The sequence below is a fragment of the Streptomyces sp. NPDC016845 genome (assembly GCF_044332585.1).
GTDB lineage: Bacteria > Actinomycetota > Actinomycetes > Streptomycetales > Streptomycetaceae > Streptomyces.
This window is the reverse complement of record NZ_JBIRPI010000012.1, coordinates 171,911-188,076: the sequence shown is the minus strand read 5'-3', so window position 1 is coordinate 188,076 and position 16,166 is coordinate 171,911. Positions and strand designations below refer to the sequence as shown.

Annotated in this window: 13 protein-coding genes and 1 tRNA gene; 10 read left to right on the top strand and 4 right to left on the bottom strand. The window is 69.9% G+C overall.

The features are described 5' to 3' along the window. Positions 1 to 12: 12 nt before the first annotated feature. Positions 13 to 585, top strand: coding sequence for a hypothetical protein (locus ACH4RC_RS26590; RefSeq protein WP_398205406.1), 573 nt, complete (start codon positions 13 to 15; stop codon positions 583 to 585). 12 nt (positions 586 to 597) lie between these two features. Here the strand turns inward: ACH4RC_RS26590 and ACH4RC_RS26585 are convergent, their stop codons facing one another. Beyond that, entirely contained in the window at positions 598 to 810 is a 213-nt protein-coding gene (locus ACH4RC_RS26585; RefSeq protein ID WP_398205405.1) for a DUF4287 domain-containing protein, read from the bottom strand. A gap of 264 nt (positions 811 to 1,074) precedes the next feature. On the opposite strand from ACH4RC_RS26585, the gene ACH4RC_RS26580 reads away from it, so the two are divergent. Then, a complete protein-coding gene (locus ACH4RC_RS26580) occupies positions 1,075 to 1,338 on the top strand; it encodes a CopG family transcriptional regulator (protein WP_398205403.1) in 264 nt (87 codons plus the stop codon). Continuing rightward, positions 1,335 to 1,748, top strand: a complete 414-nt coding sequence (locus tag ACH4RC_RS26575) for a type II toxin-antitoxin system VapC family toxin (RefSeq protein WP_398205402.1) — start codon at positions 1,335 to 1,337, stop codon at positions 1,746 to 1,748. The genes ACH4RC_RS26580 and ACH4RC_RS26575 overlap by 4 nt, the downstream gene beginning before the upstream one ends. A gap of 235 nt (positions 1,749 to 1,983) precedes the next feature. On the opposite strand, the gene ACH4RC_RS26570 is transcribed toward ACH4RC_RS26575, so the two are convergent. Beyond that, complete coding sequence (locus tag ACH4RC_RS26570) at positions 1,984 to 2,196, bottom strand: hypothetical protein (protein ID WP_398205400.1); 213 nt, start codon at positions 2,194 to 2,196, stop codon at positions 1,984 to 1,986. Positions 2,197 to 2,865: 669 nt separating this feature from the next. Here ACH4RC_RS26570 and ACH4RC_RS26565 point away from each other — a divergent pair. The 5 genes from ACH4RC_RS26565 to ACH4RC_RS26545 all read left to right on the top strand — a co-directional run bounded on the left by ACH4RC_RS26565 (position 2,866) and on the right by ACH4RC_RS26545 (position 8,512). Beyond that, positions 2,866 to 4,080 (top strand): helix-turn-helix domain-containing protein, encoded by a 1,215-nt coding sequence (locus ACH4RC_RS26565; protein ID WP_398205398.1) that lies wholly within the window; start codon positions 2,866 to 2,868, stop codon positions 4,078 to 4,080. Positions 4,081 to 4,099: 19 nt separating this feature from the next. Continuing rightward, the gene (locus ACH4RC_RS26560; protein ID WP_398205397.1) at positions 4,100 to 4,882 is read left to right on the top strand and encodes an NUDIX domain-containing protein; all 783 of its coding nucleotides are present in this window, start codon (positions 4,100 to 4,102) and stop codon (positions 4,880 to 4,882) included. Positions 4,883 to 4,950: 68 nt separating this feature from the next. After that, a tRNA-Arg gene (locus tag ACH4RC_RS26555) sits at positions 4,951 to 5,033 on the top strand. Between the two features lie 375 nt (positions 5,034 to 5,408). Continuing rightward, positions 5,409 to 6,515, top strand: coding sequence for a hypothetical protein (locus ACH4RC_RS26550; protein WP_398205395.1), 1,107 nt, complete (start codon positions 5,409 to 5,411; stop codon positions 6,513 to 6,515). 137 nt (positions 6,516 to 6,652) lie between these two features. Continuing rightward, complete coding sequence (locus ACH4RC_RS26545; RefSeq protein WP_398205394.1) at positions 6,653 to 8,512, top strand: TerD family protein; 1,860 nt, start codon at positions 6,653 to 6,655, stop codon at positions 8,510 to 8,512. A gap of 187 nt (positions 8,513 to 8,699) precedes the next feature. Here ACH4RC_RS26545 and ACH4RC_RS26540 read toward each other — a convergent pair whose 3' ends face one another. Next, entirely contained in the window at positions 8,700 to 9,530 is an 831-nt protein-coding gene (locus ACH4RC_RS26540; RefSeq protein ID WP_398205392.1) for an aminoglycoside adenylyltransferase domain-containing protein, read from the bottom strand. A 135-nt stretch (positions 9,531 to 9,665) separates the two neighbouring features. On the opposite strand from ACH4RC_RS26540, the gene ACH4RC_RS26535 reads away from it, so the two are divergent. Both ACH4RC_RS26535 and ACH4RC_RS26530 read left to right on the top strand, forming a co-directional pair. Further along, positions 9,666 to 11,891, top strand: coding sequence for an ATP-dependent RecD-like DNA helicase (locus tag ACH4RC_RS26535; RefSeq protein ID WP_398205469.1), 2,226 nt, complete (start codon positions 9,666 to 9,668; stop codon positions 11,889 to 11,891). Positions 11,892 to 12,090: 199 nt separating this feature from the next. Beyond that, positions 12,091 to 13,392: a citrate synthase gene (locus ACH4RC_RS26530; RefSeq protein WP_398205390.1), complete on the top strand. Its 1,302-nt coding sequence runs from the start codon at positions 12,091 to 12,093 to the stop codon at positions 13,390 to 13,392. 443 nt (positions 13,393 to 13,835) lie between these two features. On the opposite strand, the gene ACH4RC_RS26525 is transcribed toward ACH4RC_RS26530, so the two are convergent. Further along, positions 13,836 to 16,136 carry a heavy metal translocating P-type ATPase gene (locus ACH4RC_RS26525; protein WP_398205388.1) on the bottom strand — a complete coding sequence of 767 codons (2,301 nt, stop codon included), beginning with the start codon at positions 16,134 to 16,136 and terminating at the stop codon, positions 13,836 to 13,838. Positions 16,137 to 16,166 lie beyond the last annotated feature (30 nt).

The window sequence follows — 16,166 nt, the reverse complement described above, 5'->3', positions numbered from 1 at the left end:
GAGACCAGGACCGTGAACCACGCGCAGCTCACCGCACTAGGCCGCGCCCTGCGCCTGCTCGGCGAACACGGGGACGCGCTCACCGGTGACACCGCGGACGCAAAGCTCCACGAGGTGCGCGGTGACGTGAAGCGCGCTCTGGAGCTGCTCGACGACACGGTCACCGGCTCGGCGCCCACGACCCGCTGCCCCGAGCACCCGCAGGGCGCGGTCGATAAATCGGCGCCCGACCTGTGCCTGCTCTGCGAGACCCGCCGCCGCCAGGCGCGCCGCTCGGAGTACGGCGGCGGCCCCGCCCCCCGCCACGCGGACGAGCAGCCGGTGATGTCCCGCTACGGCACGCGCGAGGACCGCCCCCAGCCCCAGCAGCGCTGGATCCCGGAGATGTGGAACGGCCAGGTGTGGCAACTGTGCGGCACCCCGCGCCACGACCGGCGCGAGGCGGACCTCTACCTGGCGGCCCAGCGCCGCCGCCCGGACGCGGCGATGGCGTACCGCCTGGTGCACGAGTTCACGGACTACGAGGTCGTCCGGGTGTGGGGCACGCCGGTGAAGGTCGACATGAAGCCGATGGGCGGGATCTGACCGTCCGGGCCGCTATGCGGCCCGCCCTTCCGCCAGCGTGTGCGCGACCAGCGCGTTGGCGTGCCCGTGCCCGAGCCCGTGCTCGGCCTTGAGCCAGGTGACCAGCTCCATGTGCTTGGTCAGCGGCGAGGACCGGATGAGCTCCTGCCAGTGGGAGACGGGCTGCCCGTACTTCTTCTCGATGGACGGGAAGTAGCTGGCGGGGCCCTTGGCGGTGGCGGTCATGGCGGGGTTCCTGTCAGCCGGGGTGCGGATGGTGTCACCGGGTATGACGTGCGGGCGGCGCGGAACTCATCGGGCCCGCGCTGTGATCCAGGCCACGCGCCACATCTGTGCTTAAGGCGGCCGGGGTCCGCGGCGAGGCCGAGGCGATCGGCATTGTCGTCGCTGCTCTCGGCGGCCTGCCCGCCTCTCCGGACCAGCGCGCGCCCGTCCGAGGCCGTGTCGCGTTCCGCGCCGCGAGGGAGGATGCAAGGTAGGATAAGTAGCATGAGCGAGCCTTCCGGTAAGTACTCGATCACGATGCCGCGCGACATCGCTGCAGCCGCGCGTAGCCGCAGTGGCCCCTCGGGCTTTTCCGCCTACGTCGCTGCGGCCGTCGCCCGCCAGATCGAGCGCGACAATCTCAACGAACTCATCGAGGTCGCCGAGGCCGAGCACGGCCCCATCACGGACGACGAGATCCAGGCGCTGCGCGCTCGGCTTCACCAGGCCCGGCAGGAGCAGAACCACGGCGAGACCAGCGCCGCGTGAACCGTTCACCTGCGCCTCCCGGCGGCACCCTCGTCCTGGACAGCGAGGGACTGGCCAAGGCCGTCTTGCGCGACCGGGCGGTCACCGCGTGGCTGGCCTTGGCCCGCGCCGATGACCTCCGTGTCATCACCTCCGCCGCCACTCTGGTGGAGGTGGTCCATCCCCGCATCAACCGTCCGGCTCTGGAATGGACGCTGTCCCGTGTCGTCGTTGAGCCGGTGACTGAACCGATCGCCCGCCGAGCAGCCGAGCTCCTGGCCGACACGGGACTGCACGGGCACAAGTACGCCATTGACGCCATGCTCGGCGCCACGTCCCTGGCAGCCCCCGGGCCCGTCACCATCCTGACCTCGGACCCCGAGGATCTCGCCACCCTGTGCGGGCCGCGCGTCACCGTCATCAAGGTCTGAGCCCGGCTCGGCCGGAGAGTCGAGCAGTTCGTCCCCTGACCCGAGGCCAGCTCCGAAGAATCTGGCGAGTGCCCGTTGCCGTACCTCACCGATACCGTCGGATCATGGCGAAGCAGCGGGCGCAGGGCGGGCTGGCCGATGGCGGCCGTCGGCTGGAGCGGCGGAAGTTTCGGTTTCACCTGGTCCCCGCACGGTGCTGACCCGGCGAGGTATATCGCGGTCGGCGGGTAACTCGTCAGCCGTTTCCGGAGCGAGATGTCGGCAGACGGTCGCCGCGGCCGGCGGCCACACGCAGCACGTCTCTCAGGGCGGCGGCCAACCGGGCCGCAAAGATCTTCAGAGGCTTCGGGTCCACTGTCTCGTCCTCGAGTAGCTCGAATGCCTTCTCCAGCAACTCGGATGCCATCTCAAGCTGCTCCGCCTCGACGTGGTCCGCCAGGCGGGACATGAAGCTCTCCGGGTCGTCTGTGCCCAGATAGCACGGCTTGCCCCCGGAACCTGCCCATGGAAGCAGCCTCAGCGCGTTTTGTGCGGCCACCTCCGCAGGTGGGAGCTGAGCGGGCAACGAATGGCATGGGCAGTCGCATGCCTCGTAGATCACCGGCACGTCGGCCGGGGCCGCGATCGGGGAGGACTCCGAGCAGCCTGGGTGGGTGCCAATGTGGCAGGCGGTCGAGCGGTACGGAATGGCTGAGGCGTCCGGGCTGTTGGCCCGCGGTCGTGTAGGCATCAGTGCGCCCCCAAGACGTACGGGCGGATGAGTGCGTTCTCCTCACCCGCGAGCGGGTACCGGTGGCTCACCCGGTCGCAAGGGCGGCGGCTCGGTACGACCGCCGGTCGGTTGCGAGCGGCGGGAAAAGTCGGCGCGGGGCTCGGGCACGGCGTTGAGACGCGGCGGTGCCTGCCTCTGGGGAAGTAGCGCGCCCTGATGGCAGCGGCGGCGCGGCGGATACGGTCGAGCATGCTGGATCAGCTCCTGTCGCTGATGGCCCGGTCTCCCGACAGGCCTGACAGCCCCGGGGTTGTCAGCAACGCTAGGAGCGGGTCGCCGGAGTACCCCGGAAAATCTCTCCGGGGTCCCATGCGGAGACGGGGGGACGCTCTTGCCATGCGAGTCATGACGACGAACCTGACGATCGGTGAACGCGTTGCCTGGTACCGCCGCAGGCGTGGCATGTCCCAAGAAGTCCTGGCCGGACTGGTCGGCCGAACCGTCGACTGGCTCAGCAAGGCCGAGAACAACCGGATCGAGCTGGACCGGCTCTCGGTCATCAAGTCGCTCGCCGATGCACTCGACGTGACCCTGGGCGCCCTGCTCGCCGAACCCACCCTGTTGGAGTGGACGGCTGACAGCGGCACCCGCACGGTGCCGGCGCTTCGCTCGGCCCTGATGGACTACCGCCAACTGACCCCGCTGTTGGGGGTCACGACCCAAGGCGGGCCGACCTCACTCGACGAACTACGCAGCGGCGTCGCTGAGGTGTGGGACGCCTATCAGGACTCGCGCTACGCGTTCGCGACCCGTCGCCTACCGCTGTTGCTGGCCGATGTGCTCATCGCGGCCAAGGCCTACGAGGGCAGAGAGCGTGAGCGAGCGCATGAGCTCATGGCGATGACCTATCAGGGCGCGGCGATAGTGCTCACCAAGCTCGGAGAGACCGACCTCGCATGGATCGCAGCCGACCGCGGTCTGGCAGCGGCCCAGCAATCCGGCAACGCGATGGTGACCGGCTCCCTGCTTCGCTCCGTGGCGCACTGCCTCTTGTCCAACGGCCGGTTCGATGCCGCCGCGCAGCTCGTCGGCGACGCGGGCGAGTACCTTCGCCCCGGCTTGGACGACGCGAGCCCGGCGTTCCTGTCGGTCTACGGAACCCTGTACCTCGCGGGCTCCATGGCTGCGGCCCGAGCGGAGGACCGTGCAACGACTCAGGCCTTCCTCGCTGAGGCCGACCAGGCGGCGCGGCGTCTGGGAACCGACGCCAACCACGTCTGGACCGCCTTCGGGCCCACGAATGTGGCAATTCACCGGGTGGCGACCGCCGCCGAGCTGGGGGACATGCAGATCGCGGTGGGTTTGGGCCCGGAGATCGACACCAGTGGCCTGCCGACCGAGCGCCGGGCCCGGCACAACCTCGAAGTGGCCCGAGCCCTCAGCGCCCACAACCGCATGGACGACGCACTGGCGAAGATCCTCGAAGCGGAGAGCTGGGCGCCCGAGCAGGTACGGAGCCACTACCTCGCCCGGGAAATGGTGCTTACCTGGGTCCGGAACCAGCGAGGCCGGCCGAGCCGCGGTCTGGCGGACCTGGCCAATAGGCTGCACGTTGTCTGAGCTGGATACCCTCGGCTGCATGGCGCCGACTGAACAGGAAGCGAAGATGGCGCATCCGCGCATGGCGGCGGGTGCACTCTTCTTCGATACCGCTGGGCGAGTCCTCATGGTGGAGCCCACTTACAAGGACTACTGGGAGATTCCCGGCGGATACGTCGAGACCGGCGAATCCCCCTTGCACGCGGCCGTGCGGGAGGTCCAGGAGGAGCTGGGCATCGCCCCACCCCTTGGGCGCCTGCTCGCGGTCGACTGGGCCCCGAACCAGACCGAGGGCGACAAGGTGCTGTACCTGTCCGACGGCGGCCGGCTCGACCAGGACGACCTGACCCGGATCAGCTTGCAGACCGAGGAGCTGAAGAGCTTCGCCTTCTTCACTCCCGAGCAGATCTCGGAGCACACCATCCCGCGATTGGCCCGGCGCATCATCGCAGCGACAGAGGCCCGAGACGCGGCTGCGCCGGTCTACCTCGAGCACGGGCAGACCCCGGCACCGAGGCGGCGTGACGCGCCCCACACGGCCCTCCCTCGTAAGGCGCCTGGCATGACCTCTTCGCCTGAGCCAGAACCCGAACGCGTCAACAGCCGGGAAGATCTGGCCGCCTTCGTGCGCGCCCTGCACCGCAACCACGCCAAAGTTGGACGCTCTTGGGAGAACGCCGATCTCCCTAACGTCCTGGAGGCCCTGTCCGCCTGGATCGACGACGCGGACGGTTGGTACCGCAACACCGGCCGCGAAATGCCGGCCGACGGGGACTGGCGGTTCTTCGCGCGGGCACTCATGGCCGCGACCGTCTACGAGTAGCCGTTCAGCGGGACCATGTCGGATGCGTGTCGAAGTCCGGCAGCGGGCCGTCGACGGGGCAGATGAGCGCCAAGGTCAGAGCACCATCACCGCTCAACAAGCCAAGCGCCTTCTAAGCGCTTGGCCGCAGGCTCGAGTCCTGCCGGGGGCGCCCAGTCAGGCCGTTGATCGGGCTCGGCGGAGCCGCTTCGCGGGTGCGGATGGGCTCCGGGCGGAGTCGACGGGTGTCCGGCTGGAGACGATTTCGTCCGGCCCTCGGCGGGTGTTCTTCCCGGAGACTTCCCGAACTTTCGGTGCGGTCTCTTGCCGTCGAACCGCTCACCCACGCCACGGTCTGCGGTCGGCCACAAGCATCGCCCTCGGCCGCCCAGACGGCCGCCGCGGTCATGGACGGCGGCTGGCTTCACCCACGCTGCGTTGACACTCCCTGACGGTGGGAGGTGCCCTTGCCACAACGGATGAAAACACGTTGGCGGGCCGCCTCCGAGCTGCGATCATGCAGCTGTTTCCCTTACGGAGGGTGCATTTGTTCGTTTTCATTTGCGCGCGTTGCGGTGCCGAGCTGACAGTCCCTTTGACCCAGGTTTCCCTTCCGCCCCATGCCCGTCAGAAGTACGGGAATGGGGTCCAACTACCAGTGCTCATGGAGGCAGGGACGTTTGCCGTGGACCCGGACCCATGGGGAGGGCCATGGCGGATGTGGGACGAGATCGATCCGGGCGAGGCGGAGGCACGCGGCATCTACGCGCCGGTCCACGCCCTGTCCGACAGCACGCCCGGGGCCATCGTCACCGCTCCCGGTGACATCCGCGGGGCCCGGCTGATTCCCGAGAAGCGTGGCGGTGCCTGCTGTGGCCTTGACGGGGCCGAGGGGCCCAACATGGCCTGCGAGGCGTGCGACCTGCCCGTGGCAACAAGGGTCGACGACTGCTCGCTGTGGCAGGCAGTGCGGCTCAGCTCAGACGCCGTGCGCCGCGTCCCCACCGGCGGTGTCCACACTGCGCCGTGCTCCTGGAAGGAATTGGTAGAGAGGGGGGAGAGCACACCCCCGTTCGAGCCGATTGGCACGTGGGGAGGACGGTCTGGGTCGAGTCACTACTGGTCGTGGAGTCCTCAATGGGGGGCGGCAGCCGGCCAGGCGCTCGCCCATTTGTTAGTGGCCTCCGAAGGGCAGCCGGTGAACGTTCCGGGTGGTCTGACCGCGGACGTATTCCAACGCGCGCTCGACGCTTTGCTGCCCGCAGGCCCGCCAACGCGGCAGGCTGTCCTGGCTGGACCGGGAGAACCCTCCGCCAGTGCAGGCGTCGACATCCTCCTCGTACCGGTCCATCCCCAGACGGGTCAGACCTGGACCCCTGCCGGCCCTGCTGCATCGGCATACCCGGTGCCTTTGCCGCTGGGGATGTGGCTGTGGCTGGTTACCCCCGAACCGTACTTACCTGTGCCCGCTTCGGGCGGCATACCCCAAGACGTGCTCCGCGACGACCCGCTTCCGCCGCGCCCCAACTACCTGTTCCGGGCCGACCGGGGCAGGTTCGAACACACCTTGGTCCGGTTACCAGCCGTTCGCAGCCCGTGGATACGCACGATCCTCGAGAACCTCACGGACGATAGGGCGGCCGACATCTTCTAGCCGTACGACTATCGAACAGCGTCACCCCGCGGTTCTGCGGTCGACGTCGTAGGAACCGCCTCGCTGCAGTCTTCCGAACGACGGCAAATCGGCTTACGGGTTGAAGGAGCGCTTGATATCCGACCATCCTTGCCGTCATGAGTCTCGTCTCCTCCTCCTTCGACCTGCCCGACATGGGTGACTACGCCTACGACTGGGCTCTGGTCGACGTGGAGACATCGGGTCTCACGGCCCGGCGAGATCGCGTGCTGTCCGTCGCGGTGATCACGATTGGTCCGGACGGCGAGCAGACCGGGGAGTTCTCGACGCTGCTCGACCCGGGGTGTGATCCGGGGCCGGTCGAGGTGCACGGGCTGACCGTCGAGCGGCTGCGGGGTGCGCCGACGTTCGACCAGGTCGCCGGGCGGATCGGTGCCATGCTTCAGGACCGGGTCCTGGTCGCCCACAACGCCCAGTTCGACTACGACTTCCTGGCCCACGAGTTCGCCCGTGCGCGGATGTGGCTGCCGGTGTCGCAGCGGCTGTGCACCCTGGCTCTGAATCGTCAGGTGGATCCGCCGACGGACGACATGAAGCTCGGCACCCTCGCCGCCCATTACGGCGTTCCCCAGCAGCGTGCGCACGAGGCGCTGGACGACACCCGTGTGCTGGCCGGGATTCTGCGGGCGTCACTGCGCGAAGCGGTGCGGCTCGATCTGCCCTTGCCGTTGGTGGCCTGTCCGCCCAGGGCCGAGTCGCAGTTCACGCCGCAGCCGCCGAAGACTCCCTGCGCCTACCGCAATCCGGGCCGGCTGACTCCCGGCGGGCCTCTCCAGCAGGGGATGAAGGTCGCGATCACTGGTGAGACCGCCCATGCGCGGGCGGAGCTGGTCGGGCGGGCGGTTGCCATCGGGCTGAACATGATGACCTCCGTCAGCCGGCACACCAGCGTGCTGGTCACCAACGAACCGGCGTCCAGTTCGGCGAAGGCCCGGCGCGCACTTGCCGAGGGCGTGCCGGTCATCGACGAGCATGCTTTCCTGCGGCTGCTGGCCGACGTACGGCCGGGGACAGCGCATGAGGCGACGGCCGTCGCTGTCACCCCGGTGGCCGAGCGGGAAGCAGAAGCCCTCGCGGGGCCAGTGGAGTTGGCGCCCTCCACGACCTCTGCCGTACCCGTCCCGCGTCGACCGGTGCCCTCCGTCGGCACGTTGGACAAGCCTCTGGCCGGGCGTCGCGTGCTTGTGCTCGGTGGTGTCCATGCCGATGCCGCGGCGGCCCGTACGCGCATCGTCGAGCTGGGCGGGTCCGCGGCGGTCAACCTGTCCGCCAGTGTCACCGACGTCGTACTCCTGGCGGGAGGGGAGGGGGACCGGCGCATGAGCCGCATCACCGCCCTCGAACTCCCCGTGCACGACCTCCACTGGCTCACCGCTCCGACCGCCACCGCCCCGGCCGCGGCGACGCTTCGGACTCAGGAGCCGCACGTGATGCCGAGAGGCGGTGTCATCGACCTGCCCATGCCGCACGGCAGGCCCGCGCCGGACTGGTACGTCACCGCCGGCTGGTCCCCGCAGACGGACTACGAAATCGACGTCGTCGCCTTCCTCCTCGACGAGGACGAACAGGTCACCTTCGACGAGGACTTCATTTTCTACGGAGCTCCGGAGAGCCCCGCCGGAACTGTGCGGCTGCTGACCGGTGGCCCGGCCGAACAGACCATCGCCCTCAACCTGGCATCCCTGCCACCCGCGACTCGCAAGGTCATCGTCGCCGCGGCCATCGATGGCACCGCCACCTTCGGGAGGGTCGGCGCTATCCAGATCGGTGCCGCCCCCGGCAGCAGCGGGGCACCGCTCGCCCGGGCCACCCTGGACGCCGCTACCACCGAACGCACCATGCTGCTCGCGGAGATCTACCGCAGAGGTCCGGTGTGGCGCCTACGCGCCGTCGGTCAGGGCTACGACCACGGCCTCGACGCCCTCGCACGCGGATACGGCGTCGACATCGCCGAGTGAACGACGGCGCCGGAAGCGGAGATCTGCGCGACCCCGCGTCAGGTCAGGCCCGGCGACGCGTTGCGAGCGTGGATCCAGGCTTCGGCACGGCCTGCCAGGGCCGACCTGGCAGGCAGCGTATCGGGCTTACGGCACCTCGTGCGCGGCTGGCACTCCAACGGTCCGCGCACCCCGACGGCCGCAGACCTCAGGCCCCCACCTGCCCGCCCGGCCCCGCCCGCCCCGCCCCCGCCGTCGCCGCCACCAGGTCCAGCAACTCGCCCCGCAGCGCGACCAGTTCCGCCGGCAGCGGCGACTCATCCCGCACCGCCTGCGTCCGGCGCCACGCCAGCGCCGCCTCCAGGAGGGGCCGAAACCGGGGCCACCGTTCGGCCGTCCACCGCGCGGCCTGCGCCTTGTCCGCCAGTTCGCCCGTGGTCAGGGTGCGAAGGGCGCGGCACGCCGTCAGCACCAGGTACGCGTGGCCGCCCCGGTGCCGTACCTGCGGCGCCCAGTCCCGCAGCCCCGCGACGGAGTCGATCAGGGCCGTCCGCAGCTCCCCCGGGTCGGCAGCGGCCAGCGCCTCCCGCGCCGGGCGGCCCGCAAGGGTCAGGCCCGTCTCGCGGACCAGGGCACGGGTCAACGCCCAACGGGGCAGCACGCGCGCGGTGTGCGGTGGTTCGCCGGGGGAGAGGACGAGGAGCGGTTCGAGGAGGCTCCCGGCGAGCGCGGCGGTCGGCGCGAACGTCAGGTCGAGCCGGTCCCGGAACCCAGGGTGCGCCCGCAGGACCCGCGCCTCGACGGCCCGCAACTCATCGACCCCGAGACCGGGTTCGGAGCCGCCCACCCCCACTAGCACGTCGACATCGCTCACGCCCCGCTCGAACGACCCCGTCACCGTGGACCCGTACAGCCAGACCCCCACCGCCCGCTCACCCACCACAGGCGCCAAAGCCGTCAGCAGATCGGGCAGCAGCCGCCGCACACTCACCGGGACCGGAACCGGCACCCGGGCCGCCGCCCCGCTCGTCTCACCCATCCCAGCACCCTAGACCGGCCCCCGAACACCCGGCGGGTGCCTGTTGTCGTACCCCACCGATACCGTCGGATCATGGCGAAGCAGCAGGCGCAGGGCGGCCAGGGCGGCCAGGGCGGCCAGGGCGGCGCCCGGCCCATGGCGGTACTCGAAGGCGTCCTCGAGAGGATCACGTACGCCAACGAGGACACGGGGTACACCGTCGCCCGCGTCGACACCGGCAGAGGCGCGGGCGACCTGCTGACCGTCGTCGGCTCGCTGCTCGGCGCGCAGGCGGGGGAGTCGCTGCGGATGGAGGGCCGCTGGGGCTCGCACCCGCAGTACGGCAAGCAGTTCACCGTGGAGAACTACACGACACTCCTGCCCGCCACCATCCAGGGCATCCGCCGCTACCTCGGATCCGGCCTGGTCAAGGGCATCGGCCCGGTCTTCGCCGACCGCATCACCCAGCACTTCGGGCTGGACACCCTCGACATCATCGAGCAGGAGCCGAAGCGCCTGATCGAGGTGCCGGGCCTCGGCCCCAAGCGCACCAAGAAGATCGCCGACGCGTGGGAGGAGCAGAAGGCGATCAAGGAGGTGATGGTCTTCCTGCAGAGCGTCGGCGTGTCCACGTCCATCGCCGTGCGCATCTACAAGAAGTACGGGGACGCGTCGATCGGCGTCGTGAAGAACCAGCCGTACCGCCTCGCGTCCGACGTCTGGGGCATCGGCTTCCTGACCGCCGACCGCATCGCCCAGTCCGTCGGCATCCCGCACGACAGCCCCGAGCGCGTCAAGGCCGGGCTCCAGTACGCCCTGTCCCAGTCCGCCGACCAGGGCCACTGCTTCCTGCCCGAGGAGCGGCTCATCGCCGACGCCGTCAAGCTGCTTCAGGTCGACACCGGGCTCGTCATCGAGTGCCTGGCCGAACTCGCCCTGCCCGACGAGGACTCCGGCGACCCCGGCGTCGTACGGGAACTGGTCCCCGGCGAGCACGGCGAACCGGTCACCGCGATCTACCTCGTCCCCTTCCACCGCGCGGAGCTGTCTCTCTCCGCCCAGCTCAACCGGCTCCTCCGCGCCGACAAGGACCGGATGCCCGCCTTCCGCGACGTGGCCTGGGACAAGGCCCTCACCTGGCTCGCGGGCCGTACGGGGGCCGACCTCGCGCCCGAGCAGAAGGAGGCCGTCAAGCTGGCGCTGACCCGCAAGGTCGCGGTGCTGACCGGCGGCCCCGGCTGCGGCAAGTCGTTCACCGTCCGCTCGATCGTGGAGCTGGCCCGCGCCAAGAAGGCGAAGGTGGTGCTCGCCGCGCCGACCGGCCGGGCCGCCAAGCGCCTCGCCGAGCTGACCGGCGCCGACGCCTCCACCGTCCACCGCCTCCTGGAGCTGAAGCCGGGCGGCGACGCCGCGTACGACAAGGACCGGCCGCTCGACGCCGACCTGGTCGTGGTCGACGAGGCGTCCATGCTCGACCTGCTGCTCGCCAACAAGCTGGTCAAGGCCGTCCCGCCCGGCGCCCACCTGCTCTTCGTCGGCGATGTGGACCAGCTGCCGAGCGTCGGCGCGGGCGAGGTGCTGCGCGACATGCTGGCCGAGGGCAGCCCCGTCCCGGCGGTCCGGCTGACCCGGATCTTCCGGCAGGCCCAGGAGTCCGGCGTGGTCACCAACGCCCACCGGATCAACGCGGGCACACCGCCCCTCACCCAGGGGCTGAAGGACTTCTTCCTCTTCGTCGAGGAGGACACCGAGGAGGCCGGACGGCTCACCGTCGACGTGGCCGCCCGGCGCATCCCCGCCAAGTTCGGCCTCGACCCGCGCCGCGACGTCCAGGTGCTCGCTCCGATGCACCGCGGCCCGGCCGGCGCGGGCACGCTCAACGGCCTGCTCCAGCAGGTGATCACCCCGGGCCGCCCGGAGCTGCCCGAGAAGCGGTTCGGCGGCCGGGTCTTCCGCGTGGGTGACAAGGTCACGCAGATCCGGAACAACTATGAGAAGGGCGCCAACGGCGTCTTCAACGGCACGGTCGGCGTCGTCACCTCCCTCGACGCCGACGAGCAGAAACTGACGGTCCTGACGGACGAGGACGAGGAGGTGCCGTACGACTTCGACGAGCTGGACGAGCTGACGCACGCCTACGCCGTCACGATCCACCGCTCGCAGGGCAGCGAGTACCCGTGTGTCGTGATCCCGGTCACCACCGGCGCCTGGATGATGCTCCAGCGGAACCTCCTCTACACGGCGGTCACCCGTGCGAAGAAGCTGGTGGTCCTCGTCGGATCGCGCAAGGCTCTAGGGCAGGCGGTGCGCACGGTTTCGGCAGGCAGACGCTGTACGGCACTCGATTTCCGGCTGGCAGGGGCGACGCTTCAAGAATTTTGATCGATCAAATTCGTCGCAAAGCTCACACGGCACTTCCGGAACCAGGGCGAAGGGGGCAGGATGAGCAGGTTGGCGGCACTCAGTGCCGTCAATAGGCCCAATGGACGACCCCGAGTGCACTCTGCTGGGCCAAGTGGGGGATGGTAGAGACAGTCAGGGCACCTCGAAGAAGAGGCACTACGTCGGTGAGGGACGAGACGTGAGCGAGCAGACCAACAACGACGCTGTAGTACTGCGGTACGGCGACGACGAGTACACCTACCCGGTGATCGACAGCACCGTCGGCGACAAGGGCTTCGACATCGGGAAGCTCCGGGCCCAGACGGGACTGGTGACCCTCGACAGCGGATACGGCAACACCGCCGCCTATAAATCCGCCGTCACCTACCTGGACGGCGAGCAGGGCATCCTGCGCTACCGCGGTTACCCGATCGAGCAGCTGGCCGAGCGCTCCACCTTCACCGAGGTGGCGTACCTGCTGATCAACGGCGAGCTCCCCACCGTCGACGAGCTCTCCACCTTCAAGAACGACATCACGCAGCACACCCTGCTGCACGAGGACGTCAAGCGGTTCTACGACGGGTTCCCGCGCGACGCCCACCCGATGGCCATGCTGTCGTCGGTGGTCTCGGCGCTGTCCACCTTCTACCAGGACAGCCACAACCCCTTCGACGAGAAGCAGCGTCACCTCTCGACGATCCGTCTGCTCGCCAAGCTTCCGACGATCGCCGCCTACGCGTACAAGAAGTCGCAGGGCCACCCGGTCGTCTACCCGCGCAACGACCTCGGCTACGTCGAGAACTTCCTGCGCATGACGTTCTCCGTGCCGGCCCAGGAGTACGAGCTCGACCCGGTCGTCGTCTCGGCCCTGGACAAGCTGCTCATCCTGCACGCGGACCACGAGCAGAACTGTTCGACGTCCACCGTGCGTCTGGTCGGCTCCTCGCAGGCCAACATGTTCGCCTCGATCTCGGCGGGCATCTCGGCGCTGTGGGGCCCGCTGCACGGCGGTGCCAACCAGTCGGTCCTGGAGATGCTGGAAGGCATCCAGGCGGCCGGCGGCGACGTCGACACCTTCATCCGCAAGGTGAAGAACAAGGAAGACGGCGTGAAGCTCATGGGCTTCGGGCACCGCGTCTACAAGAACTTCGACCCCCGGGCGAAGATCATCAAGGCGGCGGCGCACGACGTCCTCTCGGCGCTCGGCAAGTCCGACGAGCTGCTCGACATCGCGCTGAAGCTGGAGGAGCACGCGCTGGCCGACGACTACTTCGTCGAGCGCAAGCTCTACCCGAACGTCGACTTCTACACCGGTCTGATCTACCGGGCCATGGGCTTCCCGACCGAGATGTTCACGGTCCTGTTCGCCCTCGGCCGCCTCCCGGGCTGGATCGCCCAGTGGCAGGAAATGATCAAGGAGCCGGGTTCGCGCATCGGCCGCCCGCGCCAGATCTACACGGGCGTCGTCGAGCGGGACTTCGTCCCGGTCGAGCAGCGCTGAGCCCCACCCGAGGCCGGCGGCCCACGGAATAGCGGAGAGCGCCCCCCTGTCGATCCCCCCACGGGTCGACAGCCGGGGCGCTCTCCTTTTCCCGGTTCGGATTCCCCCCACGGGATCCGGCCGGGCGTCTGTGTGTCCGCGTCGGCCGCCGGAACACGTACGCACGGGTGGGCCGCTCAAGCTCCCCGGTGCACGTGCCCCGGCCAACGCAGTCGGTCCCGTCCCCCAAGACGGTCCCGTCGATGCCTGAACGCCCCCCAAGACGTTCCTGCATCGCCTCCTTAGACTCACGGGACCGGCAAAGGGTTACGTTCTCATCTCTGTGATCTGCGTCTCTTGCTTATGTCCCGTGTGCACGCAAGAGGTCCGATATGTCGATTCGAACCTCACGCGTGAGGTTGCTGCAATTGTGCCGTGTGGATTGTGTGGAGGTCCAGGACTTCCTAAGTGAATCTCCGAAGTCGCAGACTATTTGTGACCACGAAAACCGAGGAGAAGGCCATCGCGGCCCCCGCGATCATCGGGTTCAGCAGTCCGGCGGCGGCCAGCGGCAGCGCGGCGCAGTTGTAGCCGAAGGCCCAGAAGAGGTTGCCCTTGATCGTGGCGAGGGTCCGCCGGGAGAGCCGGATCGCGTCGGCAGCCACCCGCAGATCACCGCGTACGAGCGTCAGATCGCCCGCCTCGATCGCCGCGTCCGTGCCGGTCCCCATGGCGAGCCCCAGATCGGCGGTGGCCAGCGCGGCGGCGTCGTTCACACCGTCACCCACCATGGCGACCCCGCGCCCCTCGCTCCGCAGCCGCCGGACGACCTCCGCCTTCTCCTCCGGCAGCACCTCGGCCACCACGTCCTCGGGCTCGATCCCGACCGCCCGCGCGACCGCCTCGGCGGCGGCCCGGTTGTCCCCGGTCAGCAGCACCGGTGTCAGCCCGAGCGCCCGCAGCTCGGCAACGGCCCGCGCGCTCGTCTCCCTGACCGTGTCGGCCACGGTCAGAACGCCGCGCGCCACCCCGTCCCAGGCGACCATGACGGCCGTCCCGCCCTCCGCCTCGGCGTCCCGCAGCGCAGCCCCGAGCGCGTCCGGCACCGGGATCCGGTGATCGTCGAGCAGGCGCGTACGCCCTACGAGGACGACGTGCCCCTCGACGCTCCCGCGCACCCCGAGCCCCGGAACCCCGCGAAAGCCCTCGACCGCCGGCAGCTCACCCGCACGGTCCACGGCGCCCGCGGCGACGGCCCGCCCCACCGGATGCTCGGAGGCGTGCTCGACGGCACCGGCGAGCCGCAGCAGCTCCTTCTCCTCGACACCCTCGGCGGGGCGGACGGCGAGCAGGGCCATGCGCCCGGTGGTGACGGTCCCCGTCTTGTCGAGAACGACGGTGTCGACCGTGCGGGTCGCCTCCAGGACCTCGGGCCCCTTGATGAGGATGCCGAGCTGCGCGCCGCGCCCCGTACCGACCATGAGCGCGGTGGGCGTCGCGAGCCCGAGCGCGCACGGGCAGGCGATGATCAGCACGGCGACGGCCGAGCTGAACGCGGCGGTGACGTCATCGGTGACGGACAGCCGCACGACCAGCGTCACCAGGGCGATCGCGACGACGACAGGCACGAAGACGGCCGACACCCGGTCGGCGAGCCGCTGCACCCGCGCCTTGCCGGTCTGCGCGTCCTCCACGAGCCGGGCCATGTGCGCGAGCCGCGTGTCGGCGCCGACCCGGGTCGCTTCGACGACGATCCGCCCACCGGCGTTGACGGTCGCGCCCGTCACGGCGTCCCCCACCTCCACATCCACGGGGACCGACTCCCCGGTGAGAAGGGAGACGTCGACGGCGCTCGCGCCCTCGACGACCGTGCCGTCCGTGGCGATCTTCTCCCCGGGCCGTACGACGAACCGGTCGCCCGGCGCGAGGCGGTCGGCGGGCACCCGCACTTCGACGCCGTCCGCGCCCACCAGGGCGACGTCCTTCGCGCCGAGGTCGAGGAGCGCCCGCAGCGCGGCGCCCGCACTGCGCCGGGCCCGCGCCTCCAGATACCGGCCGACGAGGATGAACGTGACGACGCCCGACGCCACCTCCAGATAAATGGTGGAGGACGCGTCGGCCCCCTCGGTGACGAACGTGAACCCGTGCCGCATCCCCGGCATCCCCGCGTCCCCGAGGAACAGCGCCCACAGCGACCAGCCGAACGCGGCGAGCGTCCCGAGGGAGACGAGCGTGTCCATGGTCGCGGCGCCGTGGCGGAGGTTGGTCCACGCGGCGCGGTGGAACGGGAGGCCGCCCCAGATGACGACCGGGGCGGCCAGGGTGAGGGAGAGCCACTGCCAGTTGTCGAACTGGATGGCGGGGGTCATGGCCATGAGCATCACCGGGGCCGTCAGCCAGGCGGAGATTCTCAGGCGCCGGCCGGCAGAGGTGCCATGCGCCGTCGGGGTGGCGGATGCGTCGTCGGCCGACGGCGCGTCGTGGCCGGTCGCGCGGTTCCCCGCGCCCTTGGGCGGCTCTGCCGCAGCCACGTAGACGGGTTCGGCGGTATAGCCCAGCTTGGTGACTGTGTCGATGAGAAGTTGCCGGGTGATGTCGGCGTCGGCGTCGGCGGCGTAGGAGATCTTCGCCTTCTCCGTGGCCAGGTTGACCGTCGCCGTCACGCCGTCGAGCCGGTTGAGCTTCTTCTCGATGCGGGCGGAGCAGGCGGCGCACGTCATGCCGCCGATGGCGAGGTCGATGTCGGTGAGGGGCGCGTCCGTCATGGTGCTGTCGAGGGTACGGCGGCCGGGCGG